General features: G+C 68.4%; 12 protein-coding genes. 6 read left to right on the forward strand and 6 right to left on the reverse strand.

All coding sequences use genetic code 11. The features are described from left to right. Nucleotides 1-62 precede the first annotated feature (62 nt). The gene (locus POL67_RS06590) at nucleotides 63-2672 is read left to right on the forward strand and encodes a hypothetical protein (protein WP_271916217.1); all 2610 of its coding nucleotides are present in this window, start codon (nucleotides 63-65) and stop codon (nucleotides 2670-2672) included. A 2-nt stretch (nucleotides 2673-2674) separates the two neighbouring features. Here POL67_RS06590 and POL67_RS06595 read toward each other — a convergent pair whose 3' ends face one another. Beyond that, nucleotides 2675-2986, reverse strand: coding sequence for a hypothetical protein (locus POL67_RS06595; RefSeq protein ID WP_271916218.1), 312 nt, complete (start codon nucleotides 2984-2986; stop codon nucleotides 2675-2677). A gap of 315 nt (nucleotides 2987-3301) precedes the next feature. Between POL67_RS06595 and POL67_RS06600 the strand changes: the two genes are divergently transcribed. Beyond that, a complete protein-coding gene (locus POL67_RS06600; RefSeq protein WP_271916219.1) occupies nucleotides 3302-3601 on the forward strand; it encodes a hypothetical protein in 300 nt (99 codons plus the stop codon). A 6-nt stretch (nucleotides 3602-3607) separates the two neighbouring features. On the opposite strand, the gene POL67_RS06605 is transcribed toward POL67_RS06600, so the two are convergent. Together POL67_RS06605 and POL67_RS06610 are read right to left on the reverse strand one after the other, a co-directional pair. Continuing rightward, entirely contained in the window at nucleotides 3608-4219 is a 612-nt protein-coding gene (locus POL67_RS06605; RefSeq protein WP_271916220.1) for a class I SAM-dependent methyltransferase, read from the reverse strand. Next, a complete protein-coding gene (locus tag POL67_RS06610) occupies nucleotides 4216-5238 on the reverse strand; it encodes a glycosyltransferase family 2 protein (RefSeq protein ID WP_271916221.1) in 1023 nt (340 codons plus the stop codon). Before POL67_RS06610 ends, POL67_RS06605 begins: the two co-directional genes overlap by 4 nt. An 87-nt stretch (nucleotides 5239-5325) precedes the next feature. Between POL67_RS06610 and POL67_RS06615 the strand changes: the two genes are divergently transcribed. Then, nucleotides 5326-6270: an NAD-dependent epimerase/dehydratase family protein gene (locus tag POL67_RS06615; protein WP_271916222.1), complete on the forward strand. Its 945-nt coding sequence runs from the start codon at nucleotides 5326-5328 to the stop codon at nucleotides 6268-6270. On the opposite strand, the gene POL67_RS06620 is transcribed toward POL67_RS06615, so the two are convergent. Beyond that, nucleotides 6271-6684 carry a helix-turn-helix domain-containing protein gene (locus POL67_RS06620; RefSeq protein WP_271916223.1) on the reverse strand — a complete coding sequence of 138 codons (414 nt, stop codon included), beginning with the start codon at nucleotides 6682-6684 and terminating at the stop codon, nucleotides 6271-6273. A gap of 80 nt (nucleotides 6685-6764) precedes the next feature. Here POL67_RS06620 and POL67_RS06625 point away from each other — a divergent pair, with 80 nt between their 5' ends. Beyond that, nucleotides 6765-7724, forward strand: coding sequence for a GDP-L-fucose synthase family protein (locus POL67_RS06625; protein ID WP_271916224.1), 960 nt, complete (start codon nucleotides 6765-6767; stop codon nucleotides 7722-7724). A 259-nt stretch (nucleotides 7725-7983) separates the two neighbouring features. Here POL67_RS06625 and POL67_RS06630 read toward each other — a convergent pair whose 3' ends face one another. Beyond that, nucleotides 7984-8793, reverse strand: coding sequence for an HNH endonuclease family protein (locus POL67_RS06630; RefSeq protein ID WP_271916225.1), 810 nt, complete (start codon nucleotides 8791-8793; stop codon nucleotides 7984-7986). Continuing rightward, nucleotides 8790-10067 carry an AAA family ATPase gene (locus POL67_RS06635; RefSeq protein ID WP_271916226.1) on the reverse strand — a complete coding sequence of 426 codons (1278 nt, stop codon included), beginning with the start codon at nucleotides 10065-10067 and terminating at the stop codon, nucleotides 8790-8792. The genes POL67_RS06630 and POL67_RS06635 overlap by 4 nt, the downstream gene beginning before the upstream one ends. 158 nt (nucleotides 10068-10225) lie before the next feature. On the opposite strand from POL67_RS06635, the gene POL67_RS06640 reads away from it, so the two are divergent. Together POL67_RS06640 and POL67_RS06645 are read left to right on the forward strand one after the other, a co-directional pair. Continuing rightward, complete coding sequence (locus tag POL67_RS06640) at nucleotides 10226-13012, forward strand: glycosyltransferase family protein (protein WP_271916227.1); 2787 nt, start codon at nucleotides 10226-10228, stop codon at nucleotides 13010-13012. A 137-nt stretch (nucleotides 13013-13149) separates the two neighbouring features. Next, nucleotides 13150-14925, forward strand: a complete 1776-nt coding sequence (locus POL67_RS06645; protein WP_271916228.1) for an eCIS core domain-containing protein — start codon at nucleotides 13150-13152, stop codon at nucleotides 14923-14925. Nucleotides 14926-14989: the final 64 nt, after the last annotated feature.

The following is a 14989-nucleotide window of genomic DNA, read 5'->3' on the forward strand; positions in this document are numbered from 1 at the left end:
GAAGGGAAGACCCGAGGGCGCACGCGTTGACAGCCTGGCGCCTCGGGTCGAAGGATCACGCTGTGCCCGCGATGGAGGAAGCCCCGAACACGCCGCGTCGCGACGTGATTCTGATCGCGGACGCCTCCGCGGAAGGGCAAACCATCGCGTCGGCGCTCCGCGCGCAAGGCTTCGCCGTGGCCTTCGCGCCCATCGAGCGGCTCGAAGCGCGCGTGCTCGACGAGGCGCCGCGGGTGGTGCTCGTCGACATCGATCAGCCCGGCGCGCGTGACGCCATCGAGCGGCTGCGCGAGCTGCCCGGCGGGGAGGACGCCGAGCTCGTTTGTCTGGGCAGCCGCCTGCGCGCCGCGGAGATCGGCGCGCACTCCGCCGCCGGTCGCTCCTTCGCGCGGCCGCTCGACATCCACGCCATCGTCGCGCAGATCGCCGCGCTCGCCGACCCGGCGCCGCTCGACGATTCGATCGTCGACGACCGCGGCGCCGCCGCGATCCGCCCCGGCGAGACCGTGCCCCCGGGCCTGCTCGACGACGGCACCGGCACCTTCCCGCCGGCCTTCCAGTCCGCGTTTCCCGGCGCGCCCGAGATCGCCGAGATGGGCGCGTCGATCTTCCCGCCCGACGAGAGTGATGGGCAATCGCCGCCCACGCTCCTGCCCTCGCACCCCATGCAGCTCTCGCCCGAGCTCATGACCCTGCTCGCCTCGGCCGAGCAACGCGTGCTCGCGCAGACGCCCGCCTCGTCCGTGCCCCCGCCGGCCGTGGCCGCCGAGGAGGACGCGGACCTCATCCTCGCCGACGAGTTTCTCGCCATCCTCGATGAGCCGCTCGACGCCGAGGCCGACAGCTCCCAGTCGGACCTCGCCAACACGGGGCTCGATCCGGGCACGGGACCCAACGCCGCCCTCAGCATCACGACCGGCTCGTTTGCCCTGGCCGAAGGCCACACGACCGCGCCCAACCCCGCGCCGCCGTCGACGGCCGCCCTCGAGCCGCCGAGCGTGGGCGAGCTCGTGCTCGACATGCCGCCCACGCCGAAACCGAGCGAGCCGACCGTGACGACGGCGCCCGGCGGATCGACGCCGCGCTCGTCCGAGACCCGCGCCGTCTCCTCCGAGGCCCCCGCGACGGCCTGGGAGCCGCGCCCGACCCGCATCACCGACGACGCGGGCACGCCGATCCGCCCGATGGAGACGACGACCACGGCCACCCGCTCGATCGAGCCGCGGCCCTCGTCCGCGCCCACGCCGCCGCGCCCGCCGCCGCCCGTGATCGAGCCCATGATCGACGTCGCGCCGCCGACGGTCTTCCCGGCCCGCTGGACGGTGCCGGGCGGCCTGCCGCGCTTTGCATCGACGCTTGGGGGCTACGCTCCGGCGAGCGGAGCTACGCCCCCAAACCCCCGCACGCTTGGGGGCTACACGCCGGCGAGCGGAGCGACGCCCCCCAACCCCCGTACGCCCGGGGGCTACACGCCGGCGAGCGGAAACCCTCCCTCGCCGCCCACGGCCCCCAACATCCTCACCCGAGCCTCGGACGCCCCGCCGCCTTCGGTGCGCCTCGCTCCGCCGGTGCCACCGCCGCCCGCGCCCGTTCCGTCCTCGCAGACCCCGCACGCCTCGCAGGGGCCGCGCAGCGAGCAACCCACGGTCCTCGGCCCCGGCGACGCGCCGCGCGCGCTCGCCCGCGCCATCGCCAGCCGCGCCACGGGCTCGCTCGCCCTCCATGAAGGCGGGGCCGTGCGTCGCGTGGTCCTTCAGGATGGGGACGTGGTCACGGCCGGGTCGGGCGTCGCCGACGAGGCGCTTCTTTCCTTCCTTTCGGCCCGCGGCGACCTCGAGCGCGACGTCGCCCATCGCCTCGCCGGCAAGCTCCCGCCCTCGGGCCGGCATGCGGGCGCGGCGCTCATCGCGCACGGATTTCTCCAGCAGGACGCGCTCTGGCCCGTCCTCCGCGCGCACGCCGAGTGGATCATCGGCCGGGCGATCCTCGTCGAGTCCGGCACGCTGGAGCTCGAAGCCGAGCCGCCGGGCCGACTGCGCGCCGAGCCCAACGTGTTCGGCGGCGCCACCGGGGCCGAGGTCTTCGTGGAGATCGTCCGGCGCGTGATCCCGCCCGAGGCCTCTTTCGCGCGCCTCGGCGGCGCGGCCGCGCGGTTCGACGCCGGCCCGCGCATGTCGCTCCTCTCCGAGTGCGCGCTCGTGCCTGATGAAGCCGCGCTCGTGGCGCAGGCGCCGGGCACGACCGTGGGCGAGCTCGCGGCCCAAGCGGGGCACGATCTCACGCCGCTGCTTTACGCGCTCGTTTGTCTGGAGGTCCTCACAGCGCTCACCCCGGCGCGTCCCGCCTCGGCCGAGCGCCGTCCTGCGGAGGATCCGCTCGATGAGGAGGCGATTCGCATGCGGGTGCGGGCGCGGGTCGCGCTTGTCGAGGACGGCGACTACTTCGCGCTGCTTGGCCTCGGGCGCACGGCGACGAGTTACGAGATCCGGCGGGCCTACCTGGAGCTGCGGCGTTTCTTCGAGCCTTCACGCCTGCTCACGGCCGCGACGGCCGATCTCCAGAGCGACGTGCGCCTCGTGATCGAGGTGCTCGATGAAGCCTACGAGATTTTGAAGGATGGGACGCGGCGGGAGCGGTATCGGCGGGCGATCGAGGCGGGGCCGCCGGCCTAGGGTCATTCCTCGGCGTCGGGGGCGGACGGTCGCGATCGTACGGACTCGGGCGGCAGGCCTTCGAGGATGTCGACGACGTGCGAGGCGAGCGAATGCGCGAGCGAGAGCTCGTGCAGGGCCGTGGCGTTGACCCCGAAGCCGCGGGTATCGGCGAGCGCGTCGGCCAGCGCTTGCGCGAGCGACAGCGCTCGGGACACCGGGGACACGTCGTCCGCGCGGGTCGATTCGGGACAGGCATTGCTCGGCCCGCTCGTGTCGGGCTGGGGACCGGGGGCCGTACGTTGTCCGTGGGAGATCGATAAATCGAGCGCCATGGGCTAGAGCCTCGCAGTTCGGGGACGTGGATCGCGCGCGGGATCCACCATGCAAGCTCACGGCCAGTGGGCGGAAAGGCGCTCGCCGAAGGAAGGTTCGTCCAGCCGGGGCGCAGGCGAGCGCCGGGGACGCGGGCGCGTGGGAAAGGTTTGTCGGGGAAGACCTGCCGCGCGGCGCGTCAACGTGGGGGAGCGTTGATAGATAGGATCCAACGCGGGGAAGCGCGGAGAGCTGGCGGCTTGGAGGCGGTGGCGAGCTGTGCGCGAAAGGAGCGCAGTCCTGAGGCTGGCTGCACGTTCGGATAGGATGCGCGCATGCACACGTCCAAGAACCTCCAGCGCGCGCTCGTGCTCGCTTTGTTCGTCGTGCCCGTGGCCATCCAAGGATGCGGCGACGATCTCACGACGTACCGATGTTTCCCCTGGCCGGACGCGCCGGGCGACGATCCGAACACGTGCCCCCCGACGACGAGGGCGCGCGACATCATCGGGCGCGACAACCCGAACGACTTCACCATCCTCGGCGAGGGCCTGCTCGAAAACGAGCAATGTTGCTACGAGGTGGAAGAATTCTCCTCGTCCGGCTGCAACGGCAGCCTCCACCCCGGCTGGTGAGCGCCGCTAGGGCCGAGGCTCCGCGAGCGCGAGGATCCACGGGTACGACGTCCGCAGCTCCAGCACCTCGAAGTCCGGTTCGAGCAACGCGCGGAACGAGCCCAGGCCCCAGTGGTTCTTGTGATCGATGTCGTTGCCGAAGCGCGACACGTTCTTCCCGCGCAGCAAGTTCGACAGCATGAAGAACGGCTCGTGTGGCACCGAGAGCAGCGCGCGCCGCGCCCCGACCTTCCTGAGCTCCGCGAGCGCCCGGCGCGGATCGTCGAGGTGCTCCAGCACCTCGCAGCACACGACGACGTCGGGCTTTTTCGTGAGGAAGCCGAGGTCGTAGATCGAGCCCTCGTGCGCCTCGATGCGCGGGAACTGGCGGCGCAGGCGCGCGACGTCGTCCGGGTTGTACTCGACGCCGACGAAGCTCGTGTCTTCGAGCTTCTCCGACAGGTAGCCGGAGAGGAACCCCTCGCCGCAGCCCACTTCGAGCACCGTGCGCGCCGGCAGGGCTTCGAGGAACATCGAGTGCAGCGTGGCGGCGAAGCGGCGGATGAGCATCCGCTGGACCGGGTTTCGGCTCTGGTACTTCTGTGTCTCGAACCGGTCGAAGTACGCGTCGGGGATCACAGGATTTCCTCGCGGATCGGCGGCTCGTCTTCGAGGTGCCGGGTCTGGCTCTGGTAGGTCAGGAACTCGCCGATGAAGCCCATCGAGAAGAGCTGAATGCCCGTGACGATCATGAGCACGCCGAGGAGCAGCAGCGGGCGGTCGCCGATCTTGTGCCCGAAGCACCAGAGCACCGTGAGGTAGAGCTCGATCAGCATGCCGATCCCCGCGAGCGTCAGGCCCGCGAAGCCGAAGAGATGCATCGGCCTCTTCTGGTACCGCGTCAGGAAAATCACGCTCATGAGGTCGAACGAGCCACGCAGGATGCGCTCGAGCCCGTAGCGGGAGCTGCCGTACTTGCGCGCGTGGTGCTTGATCGGGATCTCGGTGACGCTGAAGCCCTGCGACGCGGCGAGCGCCGGGATGAACCGGAACAGGTCGCCGTAGATCGGGATCGCGCGGATGACCTCGCTCCGGTACGCCTTGAAGCCGCAGTTCATGTCGTGCAGCTTCACGCCCGTCATGAAGCCGACGGTGCCGTTGAAGATCCGCGAGAGGAACAGGCGGTTCGTCGGGTCGAGGCGCTGCACCTTCCAGCCGACGACGACGTCGTGACCTTCCTCCAGCTTGGTGAAGAAGTTCGGCAGGTCCGCGGGATCGTCCTGGAGATCGGCGTCCATCGTCACGAAGATCGTGCCGCGCGCCCTGCGAAAGCCCGCCGTGAGGGCCTGGGCCTTGCCGAAGTTTTTCCGGAGCCGCACGCCCCGCACGTTCGGGTTCTCCGAGGCGAGGCGCTTGATCACGGCCCACGAGTCGTCCGTGCTGCCGTCGTCCACGAAGATGAGCTCGTACGCCTCCTTGCCCGAGAGCGCCTGGTCGATGCGCCGGGCCAGCTCCGGCAAGCTCTTCGCCTCGTTCAGGCCTGGGACCACGAGCGAGACGCGCGGGAGGATGACCACCGGGCTCTCGGCCACCTTTCGGGTCAGGGCGATGGCAGGAGGCTCGCCCGGAGAGGGCTGGGTGATGTCCACGGCGGTCACGGCGGCGGAGGATAGCAGAACGGTCCGTCCGCACGAGGCCTCGGAGGACAGGCAAGGCGAGATCGGGGTGCTACCCTCGCGCCCGCGATGAAGCTGCTCGTGACCGGCATCGCCGGGTTCATCGGATCTCACCTCGCCGAGCGCCTGCTCGATCGAGGCGACACGGTCGTCGGCCTCGACAGCTTCGATCCCTTTTACGCACGCGCGATCAAGGAGCGAAATCTCGCCCGCGTGCGCGGCCGCGCCCACGTCGTCGAGGCGGATCTGCTCGACGAGGCGGCCGTCGCGGAGGTCCTTTCGGCGACGGACTTCGACGTCGTCGTGCACCTCGCGGGCCTCGCGGGCGTGCGCCCGAGCCTCGCCGCGCCCGCCCGCTACCAGCGCGTGAACGTCGAGGGCACGACGCGCCTCGCCGAGCTCGCCCGCGCGCGGGGCGTGCGCCGCTTCGTGTTCGCGTCGAGCTCCTCGGTGTACGGCGCGAGCAAGCGCCTGCCCTTCGCCGAGGACGACCGCGCCGACGAGCCGATGAGCCCGTACGCCGCGAGCAAACGCGCCGCAGAGCTCGTGCTGCGCGCGCTCGTGCACACGCACGGCCTCGGGGTCACGTCGCTCCGCTACTTCACGGTCTACGGCCCGCGCCAGCGCCCCGAGATGGCCATCCACGCGTTTTGCCGCGCCATCGATCGGGGCGAGACGATCGAGCTCTACGGCACGGGCGCGGCGAGCCGCGACTACACCTACGTCGACGACGTCATCGACGGCACGCTCCGCGCGATCGATCGGGTCGATGCTGGCTACCGCGTCTACAACCTCGGCGCCGGGGGCACGCCGACGACGTTGAACGAGGTCGTCGTGCTGCTCGCCGAGGCCCTCGGCAAGCCTGCGCGTGTGCATCGGGGACCTGCGATCGTCGGCGACGTCGAGCACACGATCGCGGACATCCGCGCGGCCAAGGCTGCGCTCGGGTACGAGCCGAGGACAGGGATGCGCGAGGGGATTCGCAAGTTCGTGGACTGGTATTCCCGGACGTAATCACCGCGCCTTCGGCCGCGCTCCGCTCGCCCGGTGGTGCGTGCGTTCCCTCTTTTGGGGCACGAGCTTCGGCAGGGGACCGTATTTCGCGAGGATCTCCTCGAGCACTTCTTCGGGGAGCGTCCGCGAGAGCGCGATGACCGCGTGGCGCAGGCTCTCGTCCGGGGACACGACGAGGTCGACGAGCTCCACGTCGAGCCCTTCGAGCGCCTCGGCGATACGCTGGAGGGTCTCGACGGTCGGGTTGGCGAGCCCGTGCTCGATGCTGGAGATGTGGCCCTTGTTGGCGAGCGACTCGCCGGGCGCGTGGCCTTCGGCCACCTCCTCCTGGGTCAGCCCGGCGGCGAGCCGGAACGCCTTCACGCGCTCGCCAATCGTGAGGAACAGCTTTTTGGGGCGGACTCTGCGTGGCATGTGCGTCTCGCTACTTCTCGATCGATTGGCTGCGCCCTGGGCGTGGGGGTGGTATCGCCTGCGCTAAGGTCGTGCTTGCCATGCCGATGTTCCCTCTCTCTGACTCCAAGATCCTCGTTACAGGCGGCGCCGGGTTCCTCGGCTCGCACGTCGTGGAAGTGCTGAAAGCGCGTGGCGCGCGCCAGATCGTGGTCCCCCGCTCGGCCGCGTTCGATCTGACGGACGCGCACGCGACGCGATCTCTCTTTGAAACGCATCGCCCCGACCTCGTCTTGCATCTCGCCGCGCGTGTCGGTGGAATTGGCGCGAACCGCCGCCACCCCGGCACCTTTTTCCGCGACAACATGGCCATGGGCCTGCACGTCCTCGAAGAGGCGCGGCGCGCGGGAACCCCAAAGGTTGTAGTGGCCGGTACCATATGTGCCTATCCGAAGTTTGCGCCGGTGCCGTTCCGGGAAGAGGATCTCTGGAACGGGTATCCGGAGGAGACGAATGCGCCCTATGGGATCGCCAAGAAGGCGCTGCTCGTGATGGCGCAGGCGTACCGGAAAGAGTTCGGGTCGAAGTTTGTCGTCGTCTTCCCGGTGAACCTGTATGGCCCGCGGGACAACTTCGACCTGGAGGACTCGCACGTGATCCCGGCGATGATCCGGAAGTTCGTGGAGGCGCGGCGCGGCGGGGAGCGGTCGGTCGTCTTGTGGGGTGACGGGTCGCCGACGCGGGAGTTCCTCTATGTGGAGGACGCGGCCGAGGGGCTCGTGCGCGCGGCGGAGCGCTACGACGGCGAGGAGCCGGTGAACCTCGGCGCGGGGCGCGAGGTGTCGATGCGGGACCTGGCGGCGACGATCGCGAAGGCGGTGGGGTACGAAGGGGACATCGTCTGGGACAGCGCGCGTCCGAACGGGCAGCCGCGCAGGATGCTCGACGTGTCGCGCGCGAGGGAATGGTTCGGGTTCGAGGCGCGGACCGAGCTTGGGGACGGGCTGGTGAAGACGATCGCTTGGTACGAGGAGAACCGGGGGCGGATCGTCGGGGCGTGATCTAGGTCCGCGCCGGAGCTGAAGGGGGGCAGGGGAGGGGGGATCCTCGTGGGCGCCGCGGATGCGAGGGGGGCAGGCGCGGGTGAACCTCGCCGGCGCGGATGCTGCGGTGGGTCAGGGCGGGGCTGATCTGGGTGGGGTCACGGGGGTGCGGGGGTGCGGATCGTTCCGAACCTGGGGGCCTCACGCCGTGAGCGGGGGGGAGGTGACGGGTCACCTGGGCGCTTCGCGGCGTGGACGGGGGTAGGTGACGCCTTTGTCACCAGGTGAGTGCATCGGGGACGGCGCGGAAGAGCTCGCGCAGGGCGGGGATGTGGTCGTGCTGGCGCTTCATCTCGGCCCAGACCGTCGGGTGACCGCGCTCGCGGATGTCCTGTTCGAGTCGGCGTAGCCTTCGTTCCGGCGCGGCTTCTGCGAGGCTCGCGCGGTATTGCGCGAGGTGCGCCTTGTAGTCCTTGAAGGCCTGCTGCCGTGCTTTCGGCAGGTAGTCGCGCGTGTTCAGGCCGAGCGTCTTGATCGTGTATTCGGCGCGGTCGTACTCCCTCGTCCCGCGCGCCTTCCGGGGCACGAAGAAGAACGTGTCCCGCAGATCGAGCGCCAGGAATGTGGTCGGGTCCTCGGCGCGCGGGTCGATGAACGCGGGATCGCCGGGGACGGGCGGCAGGACGGGGGCCTTCGGAGGCCGCGAGACCTCGGTCATCACGCCGGACGCATGCGCGAACACGGCGTAATGGTCATTCTTGGGGCCGTTGCACGGTCCACACGCGTAGAGGTAATTCGACCACACGAACGTGGCCTCGGGGTAGAGGCTCTTGGGCCGGACGTGCTCGACCTCATCGGCCGCCGAGTCCTCGCAATAGGCGCAGCGCCGCGCGCCGCAGCACATGGCCGTGAGGGCCTTCTTGACCGCATCGAAGGTCGCGTTTCCTTTGCGGTTTTGGGCGCCGAAGCTCGCCTTCGCGTGCTCGACGCGGGCGGCGTAGTCGGGGAGGGCGTCGATCTCGGCCTGGTATTCGCGGAGCTTGTCTCGCGCGGCCTTGGGGAGAACTCGTTTGGGGAGGCCGATCACGCGTCGTCCTCCGTCCCCTCGCTGGCCGCAGTGGGGAGGATGGCGCGGAGCTTCTTCTGCTGCTTCCTTTCTGACAAGGAGAGTCCTTCGGCGAGCTCCTTCTGGTTCAAGATGGCGAGCTGTTCGAGGAGCTCCAGGGCCTCCGGGGAGCGTGTGGCTGCGTCGCCGAAGGCGCCGGTCCCGTAGGCGTCGAGCACGTTGCCATAGAGGAGGCGATCGAGCTCGGTGCCGGTGACCATTCCCGCTTCCTCGTCGCTGCCGGGCCTTGGCAATCGGAAGACGCTCCCGGGCCGGGCGGCCTGACAGATGAGCGGGCTATGGGTGGTGACGATGAACTGGATCCTGGGAAAATGCTCGCGAAACCAGCGCCCGACGCGCCGCTGCCAGGTGGGGTGCAGGTGCGCGTCGATCTCGTCGATGAGGACGACGCCGGGGACGATGATTTTCGTGGGGTCCTCGGGGTCGAAGACGGCGTATGCGCCGTAAGTGGCTGCGAGCTGGCGGATCAGCTCGAAGGTCATGCTCAGGATCGAGCGGTACCCGTCGCTCAGGTTCTCGACGGGGACCTCGCATCCATTTCCATCGACGAAGCGGACGCCCTTCGAGGAGATCGATTCGATCCGCGCATCATGGGGGAGGAAGTCGCTCTGATTGACGAAGGCCATGACGGGTTCGAGGAGGTTGCCCTCCGGATCACCCTCAAGCGTCTTGTAATGAAGGCGGATGAGCCATTCGAGGCATTCACTGAGCGCCACGGACTCCCCGAACACCGACAGGTGACGCGCGAGCTTCGGGTTCGAGTAAAAGAGCTTCTCCAGGTCCTTGTCGCCCCCTGTGAAGCGACGGAAGGGGCCGTACGATGCGGAAAACCAGCCCCAGGATGGCCCCCAAACATGCCGATCGCCTTTCTCCCACGCATGCAGTGCTACCGGTTGAGGCTCCGCCCCGGTCCGTTCCAACCAGATGCCCGCTTTGAGATGCTTGGGGCGATTGCCTTTCTTTGAGAACCTATCAAACGTAGGATCACCAACCAATTCCAGGTTGATGCCGCCCCAGGGGGCGCCCCTTCGGAGCCAATCGTTCCAATCCTGGCGAAGGGCGAGGGCTTCTTGAGGGCCTACGAGCGCCAACGCGATAGCTCGGAGCAACCCGCTCTTCCCGGCACCGTTGTCCCCGATGATCACGTGCCATCCGTAGGCATCCCCATCGTCGATCTCCCACACGAGATGCTCGATCGACCGGAGGTTCGTGATCTCGACCTTGTGGATGAACACGCGGCATCCTTGCAAGGGAGCGCGGAGAGCGTCAAGCGGGAGGTGCCCCCCTCACGTGATGCCGCCGACGCACGACCCCCTAGAACTTCCCCCTGGATGTACTAGTCTCCGCCCCGCGGGGCGCCGGATCCCGCCCTTACGCCTCCGGACTTTCCGTGATGCTCCTCGAAATCGTCGTCGCCGCGGCCGAAGCCATCAAGGCCAGCTTGCCCCTCCTCGCCGGTCTGATCCTCGGCGCGGCCCTCTTGCTCCTCTTCGAGCGTTTCCTCGCCAGCCGCGTCTCCTTCGCCGTCAAGCGTGTCCTCTACGCCCTCTTCCTCCTCGGCGGCCTCGGCGCCGGGCTCTTCTTCGCGTGGAAGATCCGATGGCTCTGTGACGACGCGTTCATTTCGTTCCGCTATTCTCGCAACTTTGCGCGGGGTGACGGGCTCGTCTTCAACCCGGGCGAGTGGGTCGAGGGGTACACGAACTTTCTGTGGACGCTGGTGCTCGGCCTCCTCGCCAAGGTCCGCGTCTCGATCCCGCACGCGGGGCTCTTCGGCAACCTCGCGTCGTACGTGCTCGCGATCGTGTTCGTCGCGCTCGTCGTGCGCAAGGCGAGCCCAAAAGCCGCGATCGTGCCCTTCGCCGCGCTCGGCCTCGCCGCGAGCCGCCCGTTCTACACGTTCGCCTCGTCGGGCCTGGAGACCATGCCCGCCGCGATGCTCGTGGCCGTGGGCATGTGGGCCTCGCTCCGCAAGAATGGCGCGTTTTGGGCCGGGCTCGCCTTCGTCGCCGCCGCGCTCACGCGGCCGGATCACCTGCTCCTCTATGGATGCATGGGCCTCGCGATCGTCTTCGAGGACCTGGTCCACCACGAGGAGCGGCCGTTCTGGAAGCGCCTCGATCTCCGCCGGTACCTCGCCTACGGCGCGCCGCTCGTCCTCTTGTACGTGCCGTATTTCCTCTGGCGCTGGCGCGCGTACGGCGATTTCTTTCCGAATACCTATTACGCGAAATCGGGCAACCTGACGTACTGGTCGCAGGGCCTCATCTACGCGACGCATTTCCTGTTCACGAGCGGCGCGGCGATCTGGCTGCCGCTCTTCCTCTTCGTGCTCTCCGGGCGGGCGCGCAATCGCGCCGAGACGCGGCTCCGGATCTTCGCGCTCCTCTCGCTCCTCGTCTACGGCCGGTACGTCGTGAAGGTCGGCGGCGATTTCATGGAGCACCGCTTCTTCATCTCGCTCTTGCCGATCCTCGCGGCCTCGACCGAGATCGCGCTCCGGTATCGCCTGCGGGAGGCCGCGTTCCCGGCCCGCGCGCTGCTCGGCTCGGCCGCGGCGCTCGCCGTCGCGCTCGCCGTCCTGCCCGTCCGCGTGCTCAAGCCCTACGAGAAGCGCTGGAACCTCGCCGAGGAGAACACGTTCTACCCGCTGAAGAGCGTGTTCCCGCTCGAAAGCGGCTCGACGTACGCGGGCATGGGCGAGCGGATCCACAAGCTCTTCGTCGCCCGGGGGCTCAAGCCCCGCCTCTCGATCGATTGCATCGGCCTCGTGGGCTGGTACGCGGACTTGCCGATCATCGACGCCTATGGCCTCGCGAACCGGCGCATCGCGCACAAGCCGATCGACCGGCGCGGGCGGCCAGGGCACGAGAAGCGCGGCACGCTGGAGGACTTCCTCGCCGAGGGCGCGGTCGTCGATCTCGGCAATCCCTGGGGCGACAAGTACAAGGACAAGACCCGCGCGAACATCGAGGGCAGCTCGTTCCATTTCATTCGCTGGGATCCCGAGGTCGTGAAGGTGCTCCGCGCCGTCAAAGGCGCCCAGCTCCCGGACCCGGCCCGCGACATCGCAACGCTCGTGCGCACGGGCACGCGGAACGATGTCCTCGATTCCCTGGAGTTTTATCAGGTCTTCCTGGAGCGCCACCCGGACCGGGAGAAGCTGCTCGGCGAGCTGCGGGCGCGGCTCGCCGAGGTCGCCGATTTCGAGGGCAGCCTCCCGCAAGGCGCGGTGATGCAGGGCGCGGGGCTACGTATCGAGAAGAGCCGGCGTTCGGGCGCGACGGGCAAGAGCCTGCTCGTTTCGTTGCCAGACGCGGGCGGCAACACGGGGACCTTGGAGATCGACCTCGGCGTGCTCGCGCGGCCCGAGCTTCGTTTCGCGCTCGGCGGCCGATCGAGCCCCGGCCTGCGCGTGGAGCTCGTCGTCGACGGCGCGGCCCTGCGGACGGCGCGGCCGCGCGTCGACCGGAAGCTCGTGCCCGAGGCCTGGCAGATTCAGGATTTGCAGGGCCGCCGCGCCACGCTCCGGATCATCGACGAGGACAAGGCGCCGGGGATGGGCCTTTACGTGGACGGGATTCACTGGTCCGGCGGCACGAAGGACGACGTGCGCGCGCGGCTCCGGGCGGGCACGTCGGCGAATGCAGTCGACCTCTTCCGCGCAGCCCGCACGGAGCTGCCCGATTCGGATCCCGACGTGATCGCGTTCGCGGCGCGGTTCACGGTGCATTACAGCTTCGACGATGCCTATCCCGTGGGGAGCGAAGTCACGGGCACGGCGTTCGGGAAGGTGCCGACGACGGGCCCGACGGGCAACCAGCAAGAGGTCACGGGGTTCCTCGGCCGCGCATTCGTGAACGGGTATCACGGCGGAGACGCAGCGAAGGGCAAGCTCGTGCTGCCGATGATGCCCCTCGACGGCCAGCCAGTGCACGTCCTCGTGGCCGGCGGCAAGGATTGCCAGAAGACGTTCGTGGGCCTGGAGGTCGACGGGCGCGTCGTGGCGCGCGCCTGCGGCAAGAACGACGAGATCCTCCGGCCCACCGAGCTGTCGACGAGCGCCTACGCGGGCAAGCAGGGGCGCGTCGTGATCGTCGACGAATCCGCAGGGAACTGGGCCCACGTGCTCGCGGACGACGTGCTCGTGCTCAATGCGGAGAAGCTGAAGACGAATTAGGCCGTGCTCGGTCGAGGGGACCCGCTCGCGCACGCGCACGGACGGAGAGCCCAGGAGGGCAATCATTCATCGATTGGGGAGGACGAGAGATTGAGCTCCACGTAAACTGACGTGGTTCACCACGAGGAGGCTCTCCCATGGCGATGTTCGGCGGTCGGCAGCGCGCTCCCCAGCCGTTGGGTCCCATCTCGAAGCCCACACCAAAGAAGTCCGCTTCGGCCACGAAGACGACTCCGTGGGCTGCCCATGGATCCTCATGGTCGCGACTCAAATCCAGCGGCTCGGATCACAGGGAGCAGGTTGACCCGTTGCTTGCGCCGTGGCGACGGTCACTCCTCGATGTGCCGCTCTCCCCACCCGTCGAGGCGACACGCGCACTGCCGTCCGCTGCGCGCAGCGCCTCCCGCTCGTCATCGTCCGAGGAGCAGGCCGCAGACGCCGCGGCCCGCTCGATTGTGATGGGCGCTCGTCCAGAGCTCGCAGCGGCGCCGAAAGGGAGCGAGCCTGGCGGTGAGGTCGAGAAGGCTCCGCCGTCCCCGCAGACGACCCAGGGCTCCGCGGATATCCTCGACCGTATCTCCACGCGCGGCGCCGCCCTGCCCGCCTACGCGCGGCAGTACATGGAGCAACGCTTCGGCCACGACTTCTCGCGCGTGCGCGTGGTGGCCGATCGAGGCGCGGATCAGATCGCTGGCGGCCTCGGGGCGCGCGCCTTCACGCTCGGCGAAAACATCGTCTTCGCGAGGGACGAATTCAGGCCCGATACCGAAGGGGGCCGCCTCCTGCTCGCCCACGAGCTCGCACATGTCGTTCAGCAACGCGAATCCGGCAGGGCGCACGTCGCGCTACAGCCTGCGCAGAAGAAGCTCTCGCTCCTGGATCAGGTGCGGGACCTCAGGGGAAAGCTGTATACCGCGGGCTCGGAAAAAGAACGCAAGCCCCACGTGGTGACGGCCATGCAGCTCGCCGATAACCTGATTGCCGTGCTCACCGCCGCCAAAGGACAAAAACCACCCAACGGCGCGTTGATCGACGAGACGCGTGAACTTTTGATCGAGCTCGTGCGCGGGCTGGCGAACAACGGGGAGCCGAAGGCAGCGTGGAAGATCGCTGTCAAGAGCGAGGATCGCATCGTCGAGAACGCGATCTTCATTGCACTTCGAAACAGCTCCGACGGTGTCGCTGGGCAACAGAGCACGTTCGAGAGGGTGGCGCCGGTCGTCGGCCAGAAGATCACCCCGAATCCAGATCCGAGGCGATGGCTGGACACCCACACGCCTGCGATAGGAAAGACCTTGCAGGCGCTGGACAAAAGAGGTTTGGAGGGCGACGAGTCTTCAACGAAGGACTCCTCTACTGGATTCGAGGGCAAGGAACACGAGATCGCCCTGGAGATGACGCAGGAACTCCTGGAGCAATATTTCACGTATGCGCACGAGGACGTCAGACCCAATCCGCTGGGTAAGGTCGGGCACCTCAACGTCGACGAAAAAAAGCAGAAGCTCGAAGCCGACTGCGACATCTACGCTACCTATGGCGCGCGCCTCCTCCGCGAACAGGGCTGGGAGACCGCCGGTTATCTCGCCATCGTGCCGGGCGAGACGAAGCATGACAATCCGAACGAGTTGCGCGAGGCCCATATGGCAGCCTTGATGCGCAAGAAGAACGCCGACGGAGGTTGGCACTATGTCGGCATCAGCAATGCCGTGGTCCGCGACCTCTCGATTTTCAGCTCGGACGAGAACGTACGGCCGTTCTTCCTGCGACTTGCGCTCACTGCCTACGACCCGAAACATCCCCTCACAAAGTTCAAGGCTTATTACCTACCCCCTGGGCCGGGCGGAGCGTTGGACATGAAGCTGCTCGATCCCCAGGCCAACGGGCTGAAACATTTCGAGGATCGGTCGCCATGACGCCGAAAGGCCGGCCTATGTCTCACCCCCGCGCCCTCTGCATCCTCGGGACATGCGTCCTCGT

The sequence above is a fragment of the Polyangium mundeleinium genome (assembly GCF_028369105.1).
GTDB classification, from domain to species: domain Bacteria; phylum Myxococcota_A; class Polyangia; order Polyangiales; family Polyangiaceae; genus Polyangium; species Polyangium mundeleinium.